Here is a 20452-nt window from a genome sequence, read left to right as displayed (position 1 = left end):
GTCGTAATTCGCCCGTTCGGGCGGTCGCGTGTCCTGATCTTGGAACGGACCCGCGGGGGTGGGGGACCCCTCCGGCGCGAGCGTCAGACGCGGACGCCGAACATGAACGGGCCGCCGATCGTGCTCATCGACTCGTACCGGACGACGGTGCCGGTGCGCGGGGCGTGCAGGATCTGGCCGTTGCCCGCGTAGAGGCCGACGTGGTGCAGGTCGTTGAAGAAGAACACCAGGTCACCGACCTTCAGGTCGCTGACGGAGTAGATCTTCGTGCCTATGGTGGCCTGCGACTCGGAGGTGCGCGGTATGGAGACGCCGGCCTGGGCGTAGGACCAGGAGGTCAGGCCCGAGCAGTCGAAGGTGGTGGGGCCGGAGGCGCTGTAGACGTACGGCATGCCGAGCCTCGTCTTGGCCGCGGCGAAGGCGGCGGCGGCCCGGCTGGAGGCGGAGCCGGTGTTGCCGAGGTCGACACGCTCGGCGGAGGACCGGTTGGCGCGGTCCTGCTCGGCGGCGAGCGCCTGCTTCTCCTTGGCGGTCAGGGTGTTGTAGAGCTGCCGCGCCTCGGCCAGCTTGGTCTGGGCGATCTTCTTCTGCTTGGCCAGCTCGGTGCGGGCGGAGGCGAGGTCCTTGAGCTTCTCGGCGGCCTCGGCGCGCTCCTGGGCGAGCTCGCGCTGCTTCTCCTGGATCTTCTTCAGCGCCTCGACCTGCTGGGCGCTGAGCTGGTCGGCGGTGGACGCCTTGTCCAGGTAGTCGTCCGGGTCGGACGACAGGAAGAGCTGCAGGGAGGAGTCGATGCTGCCGGTGCGGTACTGGGCCGCGGCCGCCAGGCCCATGGAGTCGCGCAGCTCGTTGAGATCCGCCTGCCCACGGGCGACGTTGTCCTGGATGGTGGAGATCTCCTTCTGGAGCTTCTCCTGCTTCGCCTCGGCCCCGTTGAGCTTCTCGGAGGCCTGCTCCTGCTCCTCGTAGAGCTTGTCGACCTTGGCCTTCACCTCGTCCTTGGTGAGCTTCTCGCCAGGTGCCGCGTTGGCGGCCTGGGAGCTCAGGGCGACGGCAGCGGCTGCTGCGGTGGTCAGCAGAGTGACGCGCGTGCGGCTCGGCTGCTTCGGTCGACGGTGGGACGCCACGGAGACGGGCTCCTTCTTTTGAGTGATCACCCGTGTGGAGGTTCGAGCACCAGACCTTAGTGACCTCGCTGTGATCAGTTCAAATCCCCAGGCACAAAAATCACGTCACGCAACGCAGTTTTTTCACTTAACTCACGTGCCGTGATGCCCGGTTGACGCTACGTTGCGTGACGATACCGCCAATTCGGTCATTAAACCTGCAACTTCGACATCCCGGCAGACCTCAGGACAGTCGTTTCAGAAGCACCACGGAGGCCACGGGCCGGGCCCCGGCCTTGGCGACCCCGTCGGCGACCTCACGGTCGGTGGAGGCGACGATGACTGGCCTGCCCGGCGGCTCGGCGCGCACCAGCTGGCGGATCAGCTCGTCGGCCGTGACACCCGGCTTGGAGAACAGCACCCGCACCCCGCGCGGCGGCGCGAGCAGCACCGGAGCGGCCAGCTCGGCGCCGTCGAACACACAGGTGACCTCGGCGCCGGTCTGCGCCGCGAGCGCCGAGAGCTGGCCGAGCAGCCGCAGCCGCTGCTTCTCCAGCGGCATCTGCGGATAGCCGGTCTTGGTGACGTTGTAGCCGTCGACCACGAGATGCGCCTGCGGCAGCGCGAGCAACTGGTCGAGAATGGCCGGATCGTGCTCCGACAGGGCGCGCGCGGCGATGTCCTTCGGGGTCATCCGCCCCGGTTCGACCGCGTCCACGGTCTCCGCCGGGCGCACCGATACCGGGGGCAACGCCAGTTCGCGCCGCAGCCCCTGCGCCGCGTCGAGTACGGTGTCCAGCAGCAGCCGTACCCGCATGTCCTCGACGCTGCGCCCCTCGCGGGCCGCACGCCGGGTGGCCTCCAAGGCGGCCTCGGCCTCCCCGAGACGGGCCTTCAGCCGCCGCGACTCACTCTCGGCGGCCGACACCTGGGCCTGCCCGTCGGCCCGTACCGCCTCGATCTCGCTCTGCACCTTGCGCAGCGCGGCCTCACCGCGCTTGACGTCGCTGAGGGCCGAACGCAGCTTGCGGTGAAGGGATTCCGCTTCCTTCTTCGCCGCGTCCAGTTCGGTGCGCAGCCGCTCGGTGTCCGCACGGGTCTGCTCGCGCGCGTGCGCGAGCTCCTCGCGCAGCCGCTCCAACTCGGCACGGTTCTCTTCGTCCGCGCGCTCGGCGTCCGCCCGCTGCGCCTCCTCGCCGGCCGCGGTCACCAGCTTCACCCAGCCGGTGGGCCGCAGTACGTAGGCCGCGGCCGCCACGTCGAGCGGGTCCGCGGCCGGGGTCGGCGAACCGGAGTCGAGAGCGCCGGACAGCTCCGGCTGGACTTCTCTGAACTTCTCCGCGATGCGCTGCCGGAACAGCGGATCGGTCTCCAGCGCCGCCGCCATCGCGTTGCCCGCGAACTTGGCGCGGCGGTTCGGGGCGAACCGGGCGTACTGCCTCAGCTGGGCGGGAAGTTCGCCGACGGTCAGCCCGCCGAAGCCGTCGGAGACGATCTGCACGACCCGGCGGCGCACGCCGTCGGGCAGCGGACGGTCGAGCACCTCAGCGGCGCCGTCGCCCGGCCCCCCGCCTGAGCTCTCCACCATCCGTCACACCCCAATGCTGTGCGGGGCCCGCTCCCTCAGGAGCCGGCGCCCGGCCGATCCACGAGTTCCACCTGATCCACGGCGTTGCACCAGCGGCACCGCACCGACTCGATGGTCTCACTGACCACCTCGCGCTCCTCCACGCTGGGCTCACCGGCGAGGTCGAGGTGGACGTACTCGACGACCTTCGACGAGCGCGTCACGTCGAACCGGGTGAGGTTGCCGCAGAGGGTGCAGCGCCACCGCGTGGTCGCGGTCGGCAGGGGAACGGTCATCGCGGCTGCCAGCCTTCCTTCCAGTGTCCGTGACGCCCCGGACTACCCGGAGCGTGTGGCTCGTAACCCTACGGCCTGGCGCGTACTCGCCGCCCATCCGTTCCAGGGGCCGGTCGGCGGCGAGGCGGTACGTCCCGGTGCGTCCGATTGCGTCACACTCTGTGCTCATGATCGGTAAGCGTCTTTCGGCGCCGGTGACATACGGACTGATCGGCGTGTGCTGTCTGGTCTTCGTGACCGGCCCGGCCTCGGGGCTCAATCCGGCCTACGGCACCGGCGACGAGCTGCTCGCCGCCCAGCGGGCCTGTTTCCGCCACTGGGGCGTCGTCCCCGCGGAACTCTTCGCGGGCTCGGCACGAGCCGCCCTGTCCCCGGTCACGGCCCTGTTCGTCCACGGCAGCTGGGTGCACCTCCTGGGGAACATGCTGTTCCTCTACGTCTTCGGGGCGATGACCGAGGACCGGATGGGCCGCCTGCACTTCACGCTCTTCTACGTCGGCTGCGGCTCTCTGGCCCTGCTGGGGTACGCCGCCGCCCACGCGGACTCCCCGCAGTCGCTGGTGGGCGCCTCCGGGGCGATCTCGGCCGTCCTCGGCGCGTTCCTGTACCTGTTCCCCCGGGCCCGCGTGACCAGTCTTCTGCCGTTCCTGTTCTTCCTGCCGCTGCGGTTCCCCGCCTGGGTGGTGCTGCCGTTCTGGGCGGCGCTCCAGTGGATCGCGGTGGGGCAGGCCTCCCAGGGGCCCGGGGTGGCCTATCTGGCGCACCTGGTGGGCTTCGGGCTGGGCTTCGGCTACGCGTGGGCCCGTTTCGGCCGTACCACTAGAGTGAAGGGCGCCCCAGCTCCGGCCCCCCAGGGAGAGAACCAGCCGTGATCACCGCGATCGTCCTCATCAAGACCAGCGTGGACCGGATCCCCGAGATCGCGGAGCGGATCGCCGCGCTGGACTCCGTCAGCGAGGTGTTCTCCGTGACGGGCACCTACGACCTGATCGCGATGGTCCGGGTCAAGCAGCACGAGGACCTCGCCGAGGTCATCCCCGGCAGCATCAGCAAGATCCCGGGCGTCGAGGCGACCGACACGCATGTCGCGTTCCGCACCTACTCCCAGCACGACCTGGAGGCGGCGTTCGCGATCGGCCTCGACAGCTAGCGCCCTGGCTAGTGCTGTGACCGGAAAGGTTTGCCGGATAGCTCGCGGCGTCCGGTGCGGTGCATCGCAAGGCGGAGCATGACCCGTGTACTGGATGTACTCGGGTGATGCGACAACGCGGCGAGGCGCCGTGCCGGGCGTCGCGACCCGGTGAACCTTTCCGGTCACAGCACTAGGTCTTCAGGGCGAGGGCGGTGATGCCGTCGGCGGTGGCGGCGTAGATCCGGTCGTCGTGGACGACCGGGCTCTGGGTGCCGATGGACGCTCCGCCCTCGGCCCGTCGCTGCCAGGTCCGCTCGCCCCGTCGGTTCACGCCGTAGAGCGTCGAGCCCTGGCTCAGGTAGACGGTGCCGCCCGCGACCACCGGATCGCTGTACTGGCTGCCCTCGCCGGTGAGCAGGAAGGTCCATGCCACCGATCCGTCGGCGGGGTCCAGGGCCACGAGCTGGTAGCCGGTGGCGGTGAGAGCGCGGCCGCCGAAGGCCGTCCAGGTGAGGTAGCGGCCGCCGCCCACCTCGTCGTCGGCCCGGTCCCACAGCGACGTGCCCGTCGGGCTGAGGCCGTGCAGCGTCTTCTCGCCGCCCGAGCCGACCACCAGTACGTTCCCGACCAGCGTGGGCCGCCCGGTGTCGAGGCCCACCCGCGCCGTCCACCGCCGCTTCCCGCTCGCCGCGTCCAGGGCCCGCACCTCGTCCCCGAAGGTGCCGGCGTACACCACCCCGTCCGCGACCATGGGCTCGCTGGTCGGCGCCGCCCCCGTGGACGTGCTCCAGCGCACGCTGCCGTCCGGGGCGAACGCCCGGACACCGCCCGCGTCCGAGGTCCTGCCGTACGACACGAGGACCAGCCTGCCCGAGGCCACCGGGAACTGGCTGGTCGCCGCGGCGAGCGGCCTGGTCCAGCGCACCTTCCCGGCGTGGCTGAGCGCGCAGAGCTTCGTCGCTCCCTCCTGTCCGTCGAACAGCAGGCAGTACACGCCGTCGACGGTGGCGAGCGGGGACATGACCTGGCCGCCCAGCGGGGTCCGCCAGACCTTCACCCCGTTCAGCCCCACGGCGTGCAGCGAGCCGTCCGCGCCGCCCACGTACAGCCGCTTCCCGTCGGGCGACAGCGCGGCGCAGGGCCCGCGCTTCCCGCCCAGCCCCTGGACCTTGTACTGCCAGCCCGCCCGGGGCGCCGCCGGTGTGCCCGACGAGGAGGGGCCGGCCGTGACCCGGTCCCGGCCGGCGGACGAGTCCCGCAGCAGCAGCCATCCGCCGAGGCCCCCGGCCGCGGCCACCCCCGCGCCGCCGCCCAGGGCCGCCAGCAGCCGGCGCCGCGAGGGCGGCCGTGGTGCGGGCTCCCCGGCCTCCGGCAGGTCGGTGACCGTCACGGGCGCCACGTACTCGACCCGGCTCTCCCGTTCCCCCGAGCCGTGTTCCGCGACCCAGCGCTCACCGCCGTCGGCCCAGCCGGGTGCCTCCTGGGCCCCTTCGGCGTACCAGCCGGACCGCAGGCCCTCGCGCAGGGAGCGCGCGGTGTGTCCCGTGGCCGCGACCACGTCCGCGGGCGTCGGCCGGGTGCCGGGGTCGTCCCGCAGACACGACTCGACCAGCGGCAGATGCTCCTCCGGCACGGCGGACAGATCGACGTCCCCGGTGAGGATCCGCAGCAGGACGACCGAGTCCTGTCCCTCGCCGAACGGTTCCTTGGCGCCGGCCGCGTACGCCAGGACCGCGCCCAGCGAGAAGACGTCGCTGGCCGGGCCCACCTGGGCGCCGTTGCGGATCTGCTCCGGCGAGACGTAGCCGACCGAGCCGACCACCACCCCGGTCCGGGTCAGCGCCGTCCCCTCCAGCGCCCGGACGATGCCGAAGTCGATGACCCGGGGACCGTCCGGCGCCAGCAGGATGTTGGAGGGCTTGAGGTCGCGGTGGACCAGCCCCTTGCCGTGGATCGCGGCCAGTGCCTCGCCGAGCGCGGCCGCGAGGAGCCGGACCGCCCCGGCGGGCAGCGGCCCGCCGTCGAGCACCGCGTCGCGCAGGTTCGGCCCGGCCACGTACTCGGTGGCCATCCACGGGCGTAAGGCCCCGGTGTCCGCGTCCACGACCCGGGCGGTGTACGTCCCCGCGCCGCCCACGGTCTGCGCGGCCCGCACCTCATGCCGGAACCGTGCCCGGAAGGTCCGGTCCTCCGCGTGTTCGGCCCGCACCACCTTCAGCGCCAGCCGCAGCCCGCCCCGCGCCTCGGCGAGGTACACCTCGCCCATGCCGCCGGATCCCAGCCTGCCCATGACCTGGTAGGGACCGATGGTCCGAGGATCCGTCTCGCGCAGCTCCTGCACCCGTGCTCCCCCTGCCTCCGTACAGCTGCCGAGGGGAGCGTATCGGTCCGGATGGACACGGGTCCGTCAGACGGCGGGGACGCAGCGGCCGTCCTCGGTGCGGTACGTCCACTTCGCGCCGTCGGCCACCAGCTCGCGCACGGCCGCGACGAAGCGGTCCACGTGCTCGTCGGGCGTGCCGGCGCCGAAGCTGACCCGGATGGCGTTGAGGGACTTCTCGCCCGGGGCCGCCTCGGGGGCGCCGCACTCGCCCTGGGCCTGCGGGTCGCTGCCCAGGAGGGTGCGGACCAGCGGGTGGGCGCAGAAGAGGCCGTCGCGGACGCCGATGCCGTACTCGGCGGAGAGCGCCGCGGCGAAGTGGGAGCTGTTCCAGCCCTCGACGACGAAGGAGATGACGCCGACCCGGGGGGCGTCGTCGCCGAAGAGGGAGAGGATCCGGACCTCCGGGACCTCGGCGAGGCCGGTGCGCACCTTCTCGATCAGGTACCGCTCGCGGGCCACCAGCGTGTCGAAGCCGGCCTCCGTGAGGGCCTTGCAGGCCGAGGCGATGGAGTAGGCGCCGATGACGTTCGGGGAGCCGGCCTCGTGGCGGGCCGCGCTGTCGTGCCACTCCACGTCCACTCCCCCGTCCTCGCGCCGGGTGACCTTGCGGCTGGCGCCGCCGCCCGCGAGGTACGGGTCGGCCGCCTGCAGCCAGTCGGCGCGGCCGGCCAGGACGCCGGAGCCGAAGGGGGCGTACAGCTTGTGGCCGGAGAAGGCGACCCAGTCGACGTCCAGGTCCCGGACGGACACCGGGTGGTGCGGGGCGAGCTGGGCCGCGTCCAGGACGATGCGGGCGCCGTGCGCGTGGGCGGCCGCCGCGAGCTCCCGTACGGGCCACAGCTCGCCGGTGACGTTCGAGGCGCCGGTGACGCAGACCAGGGCCGGTCCGCGAGGGTCGCGGTCGGCGAGGGCCCGCTCCAGGGTCTCCACGGCCCGGCCCGGGGTGCGCGGGGCGTCGAGGTAGGTGACCCGGGCGTCCCGCCAGGGCAGCAGCGAGGCGTGGTGCTCGGTCTCGAAGACGAAGACCTGGCAGCCGGCGGGGAGGGCCGCGGCGAGGAGGTTCAGGGAGTCGGTGGTGGAGCGGGTGAAGACCAGCTGGTCGTCGGGGCGGCAGTCGAGGAACTCGGCGACGGTCCGGCGGGCGTTCTCGAACAGGTCCGTCGACAGCTGCGAGAGGTAGCCGGCGCCGCGGTGGACGCTGCCGTAGTACGGGGCGTAGGCCGCGACGTCGTCCCAGACGCGCTGGAGGGCGGGGGCGCTGGCCGCGTAGTCGAGTGCCGCGTAGGTGACCTCGCCGCCCGTCACCAGCGGGACGGTGACATCTCGTCCGAGAACGGGCAGAGGCGTACAAACAGCCGGAACGGAGGCAGCGGTGAAGGCAGCGGTGGCGACGGACATGACGGAACTCCCGTGAGAGGAAAGAGAGAAGAGTGAAAAGGGTGTGCGGAGGCGGGGCTCGGCGCCCTATCGCATTCGCTTGCTCACGGAAGACTCCCTCGAGACCAGGACCCCTGGACTGTGCCTCTCGGAAGAGAGTGAGGGGTCCGCGCTTGCCGTAGACCTCACTGCCTACGGCCTGGTCTTCACCCGGGGCACCCCGCCACGGACGGAGGGTTGCCGGACAGTCGGCCGGGGCCTCATGACTGTCACTCATGACCTGTGCAGAAACGTACGTGAAGTGATCGTCGCCCCGCAACCCGTGTCCGGATCGCGGGACGATCACCCGGGCTCGCTATGCGTTGGTGGCGGCCACCCAGCGCTCCAGGACCCGCTTGGCCGCACCCGAGTCGATCGACTCGGCCGCCTGGTCCATGCCGGCGCGCAGTTGCCCGGCCAGGGTGCCGGAGCCGGGCTCCAGGGCCACCAGCGCGGCCGCCGAGTTCAGCAGTACGGCGTCGCGGACCGGGCCCGTCTCGCCGTCCAGCAGGCGGCGGGCGACCTCCGCGTTGTACGACGGGTCGCCGCCCCGCAGGGCCTCCACCGGGACCAGTTCGAGGCCGACGTCACGCGGGTCGAAGCTCTCCTCGGTGACCTTGCCGTCGCGGACGATCCACACCCGCGAGGTGGCCGTGGTGGTCAGCTCGTCGAGGCCGTCGTCACCCCGGAAGACCAGGGAGGAGTTGCCGCGCTCGGCGAAGACGCCCGCGACGACCGGCGCCATGCGGGGGTCGGCGACGCCGACCGCCTGGGCGCGCACCCGGGCGGGGTTGGTCAGCGGCCCGAGGACGTTGAAAACGGTACGGATGCCCAGCTGGCCGCGGGCCGCACCCGCATGGCGCAGCGCCGGGTGGAACTTGATCGCGAAGCAGAAGGTGATCCCGGCCTCCCCGGCCACCTCGGCCACCCGCGCCGGGGTCAGCTCCAGATTGACGCCGAGCTTCCCCAGGACGTCCGAGGCACCGGACGCGGAGGACGCGGCCCGGTTGCCGTGCTTGACGACCGTGGCGCCGGCGCCGGCCACGACGATCGCCGACATGGTGGAGATGTTGACGGTCTTCGCGCCGTCGCCGCCGGTGCCGACGATGTCCACCGTGCGGCCGGGCACCTCGATGACGTTGGCGTGCTCGTACATGGTTCGCACGAGGCCGTTGATCTCCTCGACGGTCTCGCCCTTGGCCCGCAGGGCCACCACGAACCCGGCGATCTGCGCGTCCGTCGCCTCACCCTGCATGATCCGGTCCATCGCCCACGCCGTGGCCTCGGCGCTCTGGTCCCGGCCGTACAGCAGCGAGTTCAGCACGTCGGGCCAGGAACGGCCCGCCGCGGTGTCGCCTCCAGCGGGGGTCACAGCGCTCATAGCCGCTCCTGGGTGTCGTAGAGCCGGTCGTGGAACCGTACGGGCCCCACCCTATCCAGGTCAGGGCACGGCGAAGGGCCCCGTCCGAACACCGGACGGGGCCCTTCGTGCAGGCGTGGCGACGCCTCAGTGATCAGTGATGGCCGTGGCCGCTCGTGATCTCCTTGTACTCCTCCACGGTCGGCTTCGGGATCTGCTGGTCCTCGCCGAAGTACGCGCCGCTGATCTTGGCGCGCAGCTTCTGGGAGCGCTTGATCTTGCGCTCGACGCCGTTCTCGTCGACCGCCGGGCCGATCGCGGCCGGCTCGTACTGGTCGTGCGCCGTGAGCGTGTGCAGCTGCTCCTGGCTGAGCGGCTCGTGGACCTCGATGAACTCACCGTGCGGCAGGCGCTTGATGGTGCCGGTCTCGCGACCGTGCAGCACCTTCTCCCTGTCGCGGCGCTGCAGGCCGAGGCAGATGCGCTTGGTGAGGACGTACGCGATGACCGGTCCGACGAAGAAGAAGATCCGGACGAACCAGGTGATCGAGTTGATCGACAGGTTGAAGTGGGTGGCCCAGAGGTCGTTGCCACCACCGACCAGCGTGATCATGTACATCGTGACCCAGGCGACGCCCAGCGCGGTGCGCGTCGGGGCGTTGCGCGGACGGTCCAGGATGTGGTGCTCGCGCTTGTCGCCCGTGATCCACGACTCGATGAAGGGGTAGAGCGCGAGCGCCGCGAGGACGACACCGAACAGGACCAGCGGGATGAACACGCCCAGGACCAGGGTGTGGCCCCAGAGGTTGATCTCCCAGCCCGGCATGAAGCGGATCAGGCCCTCGGCGAAGCCCATGTACCAGTCGGGCTGGGCGCCGGTGGACACCTGGTCCGGACGGTAGGGGCCCATGGCCCAGATCGGGTTGATCTGCGCGATGCCCGCGATGGCCGCGATGACACCGAAGACCAGGAAGAAGAAGCCTCCGGCCTTGGCCATGTACACCGGCAGCAGCGGCATGCCGACGACGTTCTTGTTGCTCTTGCCGGGGCCCGCGAACTGCGTGTGCTTGTGGTAGAAGACCAGGATCAGGTGGCCGACCACCAGACCGAGCATGATGCCCGGCAGCAGCAGGATGTGGATCGAGTAGAACCGCGCCACGAAGTCGTGGCCCGGGAACTCGCCGCCGAACAGGAACATCGAGATGTACGTGCCGACGATCGGCATCGACAGGATGGCGCCCTGGGTGAAGCGGACACCGGTGCCGGAGAGCAGGTCGTCCGGGAGCGAGTAACCGGTGAAGCCGGTGAACATGCCCAGGACGAACAGCAGGAAGCCGAACAGCCAGTTGATCTCACGCGGCTTGCGGAACGCGCCGGTGAAGAACACTCGCATCATGTGCACGAACATGCCGGCGAGGAAGATCAGCGCCGCCCAGTGGTGGATCTGCCGGATGAGCAGACCGCCGCGCACGTCGAAGGAGATGTGCAGGGTCGAGCTGAACGCCTCGGACATCAGCTGTCCCTGGAGCGGGATGTAGCTGCCGTGGTACTCCACCTCGTTCATCGACGGGTGGAAGAACAGCGTCAGGTACACACCCGTCAGGATGATGATGATGAAGCTGTAGAGGCAGACCTCGCCCAACATGAACGACCAGTGGTCGGGGAAGATCTTGCGCATGTTGGCCTTGGCGAGGGAGTAGATCCCCAGCCGGCCGTCGGCCCAGTCGGCGATCCGCTCGCCGGCCGGAGCCTTCCCGCGGTTGTCGCGGCCCGCCGCACCGGCGGCGGATGTGCTCGTGGTGTTCTCGTTGGTGCTCATCCGCGCTCCCAGAAAGCAGGACCGACGGGCTCTTCGAAGTCGCCGAGCGCCTCGAGGTAGCCCTGGTCGTCCACGCCGATGCGCAGCTGCGGCAGCGGGTGACCGGCCGGGCCGAAGATGACCTTGGCTCCGTCGGAGAGGTCGAAGGTGGACTGGTGGCAGGGGCACAGCACGTGGTGCGTCTGCTGCTCGTACAGGGAGATCGGGCAGCCGACGTGGGTGCAGATCTTCGAGTACGCCACGATCCCCTCGTGCGACCACTCGAGTTCCTGCTTGTCCTTGATGTCCTCGGGCTGGAGCCGGACGATCATCAGGGCGGCCTTGGCGATCTCGTTCTGGAAGTCCTCGGCGTCCTCCTCCAGGCCCTGCGGCTTGCAGAACGTGAGGGAACCGACGGCCACGTCCGAGGCCCGCAGCGGCTCGTTCGTGTTCATGTTGACGAGCAGCTTGCCCTTGGCCCACAGCGTGTGGCGCAGCTTGTCCTCGGGCAGCGGGCCGAGGTCGCGCAGCAGCACGACTCCGGAGAGCGGCACCAGGGTGAGGGCGCCGAACATCGTGTTGCGGATCAGCTTGCGGCGGCCGATCGCCGACTCCTTGGCGCCCTGCTTGAAGTCCGCGTGGACCTTCGCACGGACCTCGGGGTCGGCCGCGATCGCGTGACGCTCGTCGGCGACCTCGACGTCCGACATCAGGGTGCGGGCCCAGTGGACCGCGCCGGCGCCGATGGTGAACAGCGCCGTGCCCAGGGTCAGCCCCAGCGCGAAGTTCAGCGCGCTGAGGTGACCGATCGGGAACACGAAGACCGACTTGTCGGCGGGGATCGCCACGTAGGAGGCGATGAAGCCGACCGTGGCGAGCATCGACAGCGTGAACAGGAAGGCGACCGCGCGCTCGGACCGCTTGGCGGCCCGCTCGTCGATGTCCTGGACACGGTGCTCGTGGGGCGGCAGCCCGGGGTCGGCGAACGGGTTCTTCTCGTCCGCGACGCCTACGGCCGTCCCGTGCGCGTGGCCCTGCTCAGCGGGCAGGTTCTCTTCTGGAATGTCTTGGCTACTCATGACTTCTTGGCCTTTGCGGTCCGAGCGGCGACCCAGACGGCGACCGCGATCAGGGCGCCGAGGCCGAAGATCCAGGAGAACAGGCCCTCACTGACCGGCCCGATGCCGCCCAGCTCCAGACCACCGGGGTTGTTGGTCTCACTGCCGTTGACCGCGTGCAGGTACGCGATGATGTCCTTCTTGTTCTGCTCCGACAGGGTCGTGTCGGGGAAGGAGGGCATGTTCTGCGGGCCGGTCTGCATGGCCTCGTAGATGTGCTTCGGGTCCACGTCCTCCAGAGTCGGAGCGTACTTGCCCTTGGTGAGGGCACCGCCCTTGCCGGTGAAGTTGTGGCACTGCGCGCAGTTGGTGCGGAACAGCTCGCCGCCCTTGGCGATGTCGGCGCCTTCCGGGCCGTACTGGGCCTCGGTCGGGACGTTCGGGCCGGCGCCCAGCGAGGAGATGTACGCGGCCAGCTGGTCGATCTGGGCCTGGGTGTAGATGGTCTTCTTCGAGGGCACCTGGGCGCCCTGGGAGGTGGCCGCCGGCATACGCCCGGTACCGACCTGGAAGTCGACGGCCGCGGCGCCCACGCCGACCAGGCTCGGACCGTCGGAGCTGCCCTGACCGCCGGTGCCGTGGCAGCTGGCGCAGCCTACGGCGTAGAGCTTCTTGCCCTCGTCGATGGCCAGGGACTGGGCGGTTTCATCTGCCTGCGCCTTGCTCGCGGGCGCGAACGCGGCGTACAGCCCCCCCGTGCACGCCAGCGCGAGGAGTAGGACGACGAGCGCCGCCAGCGGATGGCGTCGTCGTGCGGAGAGCTTTTTCACGGATTACCCCGGTGTCAGGATCTTCTGCGTCGATGCTTCGTCGATGCTTCGGCGGTGCTTCTGGATGTGCGCGTTGTGCGGCGCGTGGAGCGGGCCCGGCTACTTGATCATGTAGATCGTGGCGAAGAGGCCGATCCAGACGACGTCGACGAAGTGCCAGTAGTAGGACACGACGATGGCCGCGGTCGCCTGCTCATGCGTGAACCTCTTCGCCGCGTAGGTGCGGCCGAGGACGAACAGGAAGGCAATGAGGCCACCCGTCACGTGCATGCCGTGGAAGCCGGTGGTCAGGTAGAACACCGAGCCGTACGGGTCGGAGGAGAGCGAGAGCCCGTCCTTCTTCACCAGCTCGGTGTACTCGTAGATCTGACCGCCGATGAAGATCGCACCCATGACGAAGGTGATGATGAACCAGCCCCGGAGCTTCTTCACGTCACCGCGCTCGGCGGCGAACACGCCGAGCTGGCAGGTGAGGGAGGAGAGCACCAGGATCGTGGTGTTGGTGGCCGAGAACGGGAAGTTCAGGGACTCGGCCATCTCCTTCCAGTGATCAGGGCCCGTCACCGATCGCAGGGTGAAGTACATCGCGAAGAGGGCCGCGAAGAACATCAGCTCGGAACTCAGCCAGATGATGGTTCCGACACTGGTGAGGTTCGGCCGATTGACCGACGGGTGCGCGTGCCCGGTATCTACTGTCGTTGCTGTCGCCACGACCGACATTATGTCGGTCGCTTATCCCGCCCTCACTCCGGGGGGTGCCGTTCGGAGTGTCTCTGCCATCCGTACCGGTGTTGACGTGGTGTTGAACGGAGTAACATCCGCCTCACAGGGCCTGTCCGTACGACGCTGACGTCATCGGAGGAACAATGCAGCCGACCGCCACGGTGCTGGTCTACAGCGACGACTCCAACACCCGAGAGCAGGTACGGCTCGCGGCCGGGCGCCGGCCCGCGCAGGACGTTCCCCTGGTGGAGTTCGTGGAGTGCGCCACCCCGGCCGCCGTCGTCGCGGAGCTCGACAAGGGCGGCATCGACGTCTGTGTCTTCGACGGCGAGTCCGTGCCCCTGGGGGGTATGGGGCTGTGCCGGCAGGTCAAGGACGAGGTGTTCCAGTGCCCGCCGGTGCTGCTGCTGATCGCCCGGCCGCAGGACGCCTGGCTCGCCACGTGGAGCCGGGCGGACGCCGCGGTGACCTTGCCGGTCGAGCCTGTGGAGTTCGCCGCGGCGCTGGCTGCCCTGCTGCGCCGGAAGAGGCTTCTGAGCGCCTGAGAGGGCGGGGGCTGTGGGGCGGCTGGGCTACACGGCCGCCGGCTGCAGGGTCGACGTGTCCTGATTGGTCTTCTGCTTGCCGGTCGCCGTCAGGGCACTGCCCTCGCTCCACTTCGGCCAGTCCAGGTTCCAGTCGCCGAAGCCGTTGCCGAACGGCTCCATCGTGTGGCCGTTGCTGCCCACGACCTTGACGACGTCGCCGGCGCGGACCGTGTCGAAGAACCACTCGGCGTTGGATGTGCTCATGCCGGTGCAGCCGTGGCTGACGTTCGCGGAGCCCTGGGAGCCCACCGACCAGGGCGCGGCGTGGACGTACTCCCCGCTCCAGGTGACCCGGGTGGCGTACTCGACCGGCAGGTCGTAGGACTCGGAGGAGCCCTCGGCTATGCCCACCGTGGTGCTGCGCATGCGTACGAGGCGTTCCTTGCCGAGGACGACCTTGACGCCGTTGCGGGTCTCGAAGCCCGGCTTGCCGGTGGTGACCGGGATGGTGTTGATCACCCGGTCGTTCTTGTAGACCGTCATGGAGTGGGCCGCGGCGTCGGTGACCGCGACGATCCGGTCGCCGATGGTGAGCTTCACCTCCTTCGACCTGCCGCCCCACAGCCCGTCGCTGATCCTGATGCCGTCCAGGTTGCTGTGGACGCGGATCGTGGCGTGGGCCGGCCAGTAGTCCCTGGGACGGTAGTGGAGCTCCTTGTCGTCCACCCAGTGCCAGGCGCCCGGCGCGGACGGTGTGGAGTCGACCTTGAGGCCGCGTTCCACGACGGCCCGCTGGGCCGGGTCCTTGACCGGCCGGTCGAGCTTCGCGGTGACGGGCTGGCCGACGCCGTACGTCCCGGCCTCCGGGCCGAGTTCGACCCCCAGGCGTTTCTGGGAGGTGAGCTTGCCGGTGTCGAAGGTGAGGACCCGGCGGCCGGGGGCGCCGTCGTCGTCCTCGGTGCTCACCCGGACCGTGTAGTGGGCGTCCGCGGCCAGCGGCTGGGTGCTGTGCCAGCGGGTGCCGTCGGCGGAGAGTTCGCCCGCCACGTAGCGGCCTGAGGCGTCCACGGCGATGACGTCCGTGATGGGCTCGTCGGCGTCCTCGGCGAGGACCTCCAGGGGCTTGGCCGGGTCGGCCTTCCTGCCGTCGCCCTGGAGGCCGCTGAAGGAGATCTGGTCGCTCGCGTCGTAGGGACGCTCGGCGAGGGGGTTGCCGTCCGAGCCGCAGGCGGTGACAGCCCCCGCGCCGAGGGCGATCACCAGCAGGACGCAGCTGACGACTGTGCGGGAGCGAGGTGTGTGGCTCATGACCTCACGCTAGGAAGTCACGTCAACCACGGCGCGCTGGGCGCCACGGATGGAGGACATGGATTGCGGCAAACGAGGGAGCCCGGACCTCCGTGTCGGAGTGTCCGGGCTCCCATGCGCTCGGCGTGTGCTACTGGGTGCGGTTCTCACCGTGGTAGTACTCGAAGACCCAGCCCCACAGGCCGATCAGGATCAGCGGCACGGAGAAGTACAGCAGCCACCAGCCGACCGCGACACCGAGGAAGGCCAGGGCGCCGCCGATGCCGAGCGACAGCGGCTGCCAGCTGTGCGGGCTGAAGAAGCCGATCTCGCCGGCGTCGTCCGCGACGTCCGCTTCCTTGTTGTCCTGGGCGCCCGCGTCCACCCGCCGGGCGGTGAAGCCCAGGTAGAAGCCGATCATGATGGACAGACCGAAGGCCAGGAAGAGGGCCGTCGTACCGGCCGGCTCCTTCGACCACACGCCATAGACGATCGCCATGACGAGGATGAAGACGCTCAGCCAGGTGAACATCCTGCCTTGGACCTTCACTTGCCGGCCTCCTTGCTGCCCTGGATGGCACCGTGGCCCGTGTGCTCCAGCTGCTCGAGCGCGGCGATCTCCGGGTGGTGCAGGTCGAACGCCGGGGATTCACTGCGGATCCGCGGCAGGGTGAGGAAGTTGTGCCGCGGCGGCGGGCAGGAGGTCGCCCACTCCAGGGAGCGGCCGTAGCCCCACGGGTCGTCGACGCCGACCGGCTTGCCGTACTTGGCCGTCTTCCACACGTTGTAGAGGAACGGCAGGATCGACAGACCGAGGACGAACGAGCTGATCGTCGAGACCGTGTTCAGGGCGGTGAAGCCGTCCTGCGCCAGGTAGTCGGCGTAACGACGCGGCATGCCCTCGGCACCCAGCCAGTGCTGGACCAGGAAGGTGCCGTGGAAGCCGACGAACAGCGTCCAGAAGGTGATCTTGCCGAGGCGCTCGTCGAGCAGCTTGCCGGTGAACTTCGGCCACCAGAAGTGGAAGCCGGCGAACATCGCGAAGACGACGGTGCCGAAGACGACGTAGTGGAAGTGCGCCACCACGAAGTACGAGTCGGACACGTGGAAGTCCATCGGCGGCGAGGCCAGGATGACGCCGGTCAGACCACCGAAGGTGAAGGTGATGAGGAAGCCCGTCGCCCAGAGCATCGGTGTCTCGAAGGACAACGACCCCTTCCACATCGTTCCGATCCAGTTGAAGAACTTCACGCCGGTCGGGACGGCGATGAGGAACGTCATGAAGGAGAAGAACGGGAGCAGTACGCCACCGGTGACGTACATGTGGTGCGCCCACACCGTCACGGAGAGGCCGGCGATGGCGATCGTCGCGGCGATCAGGCCCATGTAGCCGAACATCGGCTTACGGGAGAAGACCGGGATGATCTCACTGATGATGCCGAAGAACGGCAAGGCGATGATGTACACCTCTGGATGGCCGAAGAACCAGAAGAGGTGTTGCCATAGCAACGCACCGCCGTTGGCCGCGTCGAAGACATGGGCCCCGAACTTGCGGTCCGCCTCCAGGGCGAACAGCGCGGCCGCCAGGACCGGGAAGGCCAGCAGGACCAGGACACCGGTCAGCAGGACGTTCCATACGAAGATCGGCATGCGGAACATGGTCATGCCCGGCGCGCGCATGCAGATGATCGTGGTGATGAAGTTGACCGAGCCGAGGATGGTGCCGAAGCCGGAGAAGGCCAGACCCATGATCCACATGTCGGCGCCGACGCCCGGGCTGCGGACCGCGTCCGACAGCGGGGAGTAGGCGAACCAGCCGAAGTCGGCCGCACCCTGCGGGGTGAGGAAGCCGCCGACGGCGATCAGCGAGCCGAACAGGTACAGCCAGTAGGCGAACATGTTCAGCCGCGGGAAGGCGACGTCCGGGGCGCCGATCTGGAGCGGCATGATCCAGTTCGTGAAGCCGGCGAACAGCGGCGTCGCGAACATCAGCAGCATGATCGTGCCGTGCATCGTGAACGCCTGGTTGAACTGCTCGTTCGACATGATCTGCAGGCCCGGACGGGCCAGCTCGGCGCGCATGAACAGCGCCATCACGCCGCCGATCATGAAGAACGCGAAAGACGTGACCAGGTACAGCGTACCGATGGTCTTGTGGTCGGTGGTGGTGAGCCACTTGACCACGACGTTGCCGGGCTCCTTGCGCCGGACCGGCAGCTCGCTCTCGTAGGAGTCTGCGCCTGCCGCGGCACCCTGGGGTTCGTTGAGGATGCTCACAGGTTGTTCGTCTCCCGGTTCTTCTCATGGGCGGTCTGCTCGATGCCCGCGGGAACGTAACCGGTCTGCCCCTTCTTGGCGAGGTCCTTGAGGTGCTGCTCGTACCGCTCGGGGGAGACGACCTTCACGTTGAACAGCATCCGGGAATGGTCGACGCCGCAGAGCTCGGCGCACTTGCCCAGGAAGGTGCCCTCCTTGTTGGGGGTCACCTGGAAGGAGTTGGTGTGGCCCGGGATGACGTCCATCTTCATCAGGAACGGCACCACCCAGAAGGAGTGGATGACGTCACGCGAGGTGAGGACGAAGCGGACCGTCTTGCCCTCGGGGAGCCAGAGGGTCGGGCCCGGGTTGTTGGTCTGCGGGTTCCGCTCGTTGGGGACACCGCAGGTGTACACGCCGCCCGCGTCGGCCGGGAACGCGTCCTTGAACCGGGTCGGGATCGCGTCCAGGTTCTCGTCGGTCTTCGCGTCGCCGGTGGAACCTTCGACGTTCGCGATGTAGTTGAAGCACCAGCTCCACTGGAAGCCGACCACGTTGACCGTGACGTCGGGCTTCTTGTCGAGGCTCAGGAGCTTCGACTCGTCGCGGGCCGTGAAGTAGAACAGCACCGAGACGATGATGATCGGCACGACCGTGTACAGCGCCTCGATGGGCATGTTGTACCGGGTCTGCGGAGGAACTTCGACCTTCGTGCGGCTGCGCCGGTGGAAGAAAGCACTCCACAGGATCAGGCCCCACACCAGCACGCCGGTGGCCAGCGCGGCAGCCCAGGAGCCCTGCCACAGGGAGAGGATCCGCGGAGCCTCTTCCGTGGTCGGGGTGGGCATACCAAGGCGGGGGAAGTCCTTGTATGTGCAACCGGTGGCGGTCGCCAGGACCAGGCCCGCGGTCATTGCCTGCAGCAGCTTCCGCCGCATCGGGCGCCGCGGCGAGCGGTCGGAGCCGTTGGGACTCACGTAGCGCCTTCCCGAGAGTCTCGCCCGCGCGGATCGGCTGCGGCCTTCTCGCTGGTCGGTCGCCGCCCTGCGTCGGGCAGGGGTTTGGATGTTTATGCGGACCAAACCCTAGCCGACGCCCTCCGGGGGGTCGCGGGGAGGGTGGGGTACGCGCGGCGGGTCACCCGAAAGCGCCCAGTAGCTCGGGAGGTGTCGCTTGTGTGGCGAGTACGGGTGCGTTGTGGCTTGTCGGGCCCCGCGTCGCAGCCGCGGACGGGCACACCGCCGCGCCCCTTGAACACCCTCCTCCGTTCTACCGTTGCCGTATGGCCTACTTTGATGCCGCCTCAGCTGCGCCTCTGCACCCCGTCGCCCGTCAGGCGCTGTCGGCCTCCCTTGACGAAGGGTGGGCAGATCCCGGACGGCTGTACCGGGAGGGGCGGCGGGCGCGGATGCTGCTCGACGCGGCTCGGGAGGCGGCCGCGGAAGCCGTCGGCTGCCGGGCCGACGAGCTGGTGTTCACCTCGTCCGGTACGCGGGCCGTACAGACGGGCATCGCGGGGGCGTTGGCGGGGCGGCGGCGGATCGGGCGTCACCTGATCGTGTCTTCCGTCGAACACTCGTCTGTACTCCATTCGGCCGAACGGCATGAGGACGACGGTGGGACGGTGACACGGGTGGGTGTCGACCGGACCGGGGCCGTGGATGCCGACGCGTACGGCGAGGCCCTGCGGGCGGACACCGCGCTCGCGGTGCTGCAGTCGGCCAATCATGAGGTCGGGACCGAGCAGCCCGTCGCGGGTGTCGCCGAGAGGTGCCGTGCGGCCGGGGTGCCGCTGCTGGTGGACGCGGCGCAGTCGCTCGGCTGGGAGCGGGTGGACGGGGACTGGTCGGTGTTGACGGCCAGTGCGCACAAATGGGGCGGTCCCTCGGGGGTGGGGCTGCTCGTGGTGCGCAAGGGTGTGCGGTTCGCGGCGCGGGAGGCGGAGGAGTTCGGGAACCTGCCGGCGATCGTGGCGGCCGCGGCGTCCCTGCGGGCCGTGCGGGCCGAGGCCGGCCGGGAGGCCGTACGGCTGCGGGAACTGACCGGGCGGATCCGGACGCGGGTGCCCGAACTGGTGCCGGACGTGGAGGTCGTGGGGGATCCGGAGCGGCGGCTGCCGGGCGTCGTCACCTTCTCCTGCCTGTACGTCGACGGGGAGGCGCTGCTGCACGAGCTGGACCGGGAGGGGTTCTCGGTCTCGTCGGGGTCGTCCTGCACCAGCAGCACGCTGACGCCGAGCCATGTGCTCAGGGCGATGGGGGTGCTGAGTGAGGGGAACGTGCGGGTTTCGCTGCCGGTGGGGGCGGCCGAGGAGGAGGTGGAACGGTTCCTGACCGTGCTGCCGGGGACCGTGGCGGGGGTGCGGGAGAAGCTGGGGGCGCCGCGGTCCCCCGCGGTCGTGCGGGAGGACGCGCTCGTCGTGGACGCGCTCGGCAGGCGGTGCCCGATCCCCGTCATCGAACTCGCGAAGGTCATCGGGGACGTGCCGGTGGGCGGGCGGGTGCGGGTGCTCTCCGACGACGAGGCGGCGCGGCTGGACATCCCCGCGTGGTGCGAGATGCGGGGACAGGAGTACATCGGCGAGGAGCCGGCGGACCGGGGGTCGGCCTACGTGGTCCGCCGGGCCGGGGTCCGGCATCCGTCCGGCCCACGGGTCGGCGCTCGGGCCGGTACTCGGCTCGGGGGCCGGTTCCTCGCGCTCCGTCGCGGTCCGTCC

Annotated in this window: 18 protein-coding genes and 1 riboswitch; of the genes, 4 read left to right on the top strand and 14 right to left on the bottom strand. The window is 69.8% G+C overall.

The genetic code is table 11. The annotated features are described in order from the left end of the window. Positions 1-83: 83 nt before the first annotated feature. From ABT057_RS37385 to ABT057_RS37375, 3 genes are all read right to left on the bottom strand, one after another. On the bottom strand, positions 84-1124 hold the full coding sequence (locus ABT057_RS37385; protein WP_352348353.1) for a C40 family peptidase: 1041 nt from the start codon (positions 1122-1124) through the stop codon (positions 84-86). 223 nt (positions 1125-1347) lie between these two features. Next, positions 1348-2691 (bottom strand): NYN domain-containing protein, encoded by a 1344-nt coding sequence (locus tag ABT057_RS37380; RefSeq protein ID WP_352348352.1) that lies wholly within the window; start codon positions 2689-2691, stop codon positions 1348-1350. A gap of 35 nt (positions 2692-2726) precedes the next feature. Beyond that, positions 2727-2966: a hypothetical protein gene (locus tag ABT057_RS37375; RefSeq protein ID WP_352348351.1), complete on the bottom strand. Its 240-nt coding sequence runs from the start codon at positions 2964-2966 to the stop codon at positions 2727-2729. 167 nt (positions 2967-3133) lie between these two features. Here ABT057_RS37375 and ABT057_RS37370 point away from each other — a divergent pair, with 167 nt between their 5' ends. Beyond that, positions 3134-3838, top strand: coding sequence for a rhomboid family intramembrane serine protease (locus ABT057_RS37370; RefSeq protein WP_352348350.1), 705 nt, complete (start codon positions 3134-3136; stop codon positions 3836-3838). Next, entirely contained in the window at positions 3835-4116 is a 282-nt protein-coding gene (locus ABT057_RS37365) for an Lrp/AsnC family transcriptional regulator (protein ID WP_089101146.1), read from the top strand. Before ABT057_RS37370 ends, ABT057_RS37365 begins: the two co-directional genes overlap by 4 nt. 172 nt (positions 4117-4288) lie before the next feature. On the opposite strand, the gene ABT057_RS37360 is transcribed toward ABT057_RS37365, so the two are convergent. From ABT057_RS37360 to ctaE, 7 genes are all read right to left on the bottom strand, one after another. Then, positions 4289-6439 carry a protein kinase domain-containing protein gene (locus ABT057_RS37360; RefSeq protein ID WP_352348349.1) on the bottom strand — a complete coding sequence of 717 codons (2151 nt, stop codon included), beginning with the start codon at positions 6437-6439 and terminating at the stop codon, positions 4289-4291. Positions 6440-6505: 66 nt separating this feature from the next. Further along, positions 6506-7879, bottom strand: coding sequence for an aminotransferase class V-fold PLP-dependent enzyme (locus ABT057_RS37355; RefSeq protein WP_352348348.1), 1374 nt, complete (start codon positions 7877-7879; stop codon positions 6506-6508). Between the two features lie 143 nt (positions 7880-8022). Further along, positions 8023-8139: riboswitch (SAM riboswitch) on the bottom strand. 74 nt (positions 8140-8213) lie between these two features. Further along, the gene (trpD, locus tag ABT057_RS37350) at positions 8214-9278 is read right to left on the bottom strand and encodes an anthranilate phosphoribosyltransferase (protein ID WP_352348347.1); all 1065 of its coding nucleotides are present in this window, start codon (positions 9276-9278) and stop codon (positions 8214-8216) included. 133 nt (positions 9279-9411) lie between these two features. Then, the gene (qcrB, locus tag ABT057_RS37345; RefSeq protein WP_352348346.1) at positions 9412-11076 is read right to left on the bottom strand and encodes a cytochrome bc1 complex cytochrome b subunit; all 1665 of its coding nucleotides are present in this window, start codon (positions 11074-11076) and stop codon (positions 9412-9414) included. Beyond that, positions 11073-12134 carry a cytochrome bc1 complex Rieske iron-sulfur subunit gene (qcrA, locus tag ABT057_RS37340; protein ID WP_352348345.1) on the bottom strand — a complete coding sequence of 354 codons (1062 nt, stop codon included), beginning with the start codon at positions 12132-12134 and terminating at the stop codon, positions 11073-11075. Before qcrA ends, qcrB begins: the two co-directional genes overlap by 4 nt. After that, positions 12131-12943 (bottom strand): cytochrome bc1 complex diheme cytochrome c subunit, encoded by an 813-nt coding sequence (gene qcrC, locus ABT057_RS37335; RefSeq protein WP_352348344.1) that lies wholly within the window; start codon positions 12941-12943, stop codon positions 12131-12133. The genes qcrA and qcrC overlap by 4 nt, the downstream gene beginning before the upstream one ends. Positions 12944-13042: 99 nt before the next feature. Further along, positions 13043-13663 (bottom strand): aa3-type cytochrome oxidase subunit III, encoded by a 621-nt coding sequence (ctaE, locus tag ABT057_RS37330; protein WP_352348343.1) that lies wholly within the window; start codon positions 13661-13663, stop codon positions 13043-13045. 146 nt (positions 13664-13809) lie between these two features. Between ctaE and ABT057_RS37325 the strand changes: the two genes are divergently transcribed. After that, positions 13810-14211, top strand: coding sequence for a hypothetical protein (locus tag ABT057_RS37325; protein ID WP_352348342.1), 402 nt, complete (start codon positions 13810-13812; stop codon positions 14209-14211). A gap of 27 nt (positions 14212-14238) precedes the next feature. Here the strand turns inward: ABT057_RS37325 and ABT057_RS37320 are convergent, their stop codons facing one another. The 4 genes from ABT057_RS37320 to ctaC all read right to left on the bottom strand — a co-directional run bounded on the left by ABT057_RS37320 (position 14239) and on the right by ctaC (position 18713). Beyond that, complete coding sequence (locus ABT057_RS37320) at positions 14239-15501, bottom strand: L,D-transpeptidase (protein WP_352348341.1); 1263 nt, start codon at positions 15499-15501, stop codon at positions 14239-14241. A gap of 130 nt (positions 15502-15631) precedes the next feature. After that, the gene (locus ABT057_RS37315; protein ID WP_352348340.1) at positions 15632-16030 is read right to left on the bottom strand and encodes a cytochrome c oxidase subunit 4; all 399 of its coding nucleotides are present in this window, start codon (positions 16028-16030) and stop codon (positions 15632-15634) included. After that, the gene (gene ctaD, locus ABT057_RS37310) at positions 16027-17757 is read right to left on the bottom strand and encodes an aa3-type cytochrome oxidase subunit I (RefSeq protein WP_352348339.1); all 1731 of its coding nucleotides are present in this window, start codon (positions 17755-17757) and stop codon (positions 16027-16029) included. Before ctaD ends, ABT057_RS37315 begins: the two co-directional genes overlap by 4 nt. Continuing rightward, positions 17754-18713, bottom strand: a complete 960-nt coding sequence (gene ctaC, locus ABT057_RS37305) for an aa3-type cytochrome oxidase subunit II (RefSeq protein WP_352348338.1) — start codon at positions 18711-18713, stop codon at positions 17754-17756. Before ctaC ends, ctaD begins: the two co-directional genes overlap by 4 nt. A gap of 305 nt (positions 18714-19018) precedes the next feature. Here ctaC and ABT057_RS37300 point away from each other — a divergent pair. Then, positions 19019-20452, top strand: a 1434-nt coding sequence (locus ABT057_RS37300) for a cysteine desulfurase/sulfurtransferase TusA family protein (RefSeq protein WP_352348337.1), incomplete at its 3' end; no start/stop codon positions are given.

The organism is Streptomyces sp. NPDC002588 (genome assembly GCF_040295925.1).
Lineage (GTDB): Bacteria > Actinomycetota > Actinomycetes > Streptomycetales > Streptomycetaceae > Streptomyces.
This window is presented reverse-complemented; position numbering and strand designations above follow the sequence as displayed.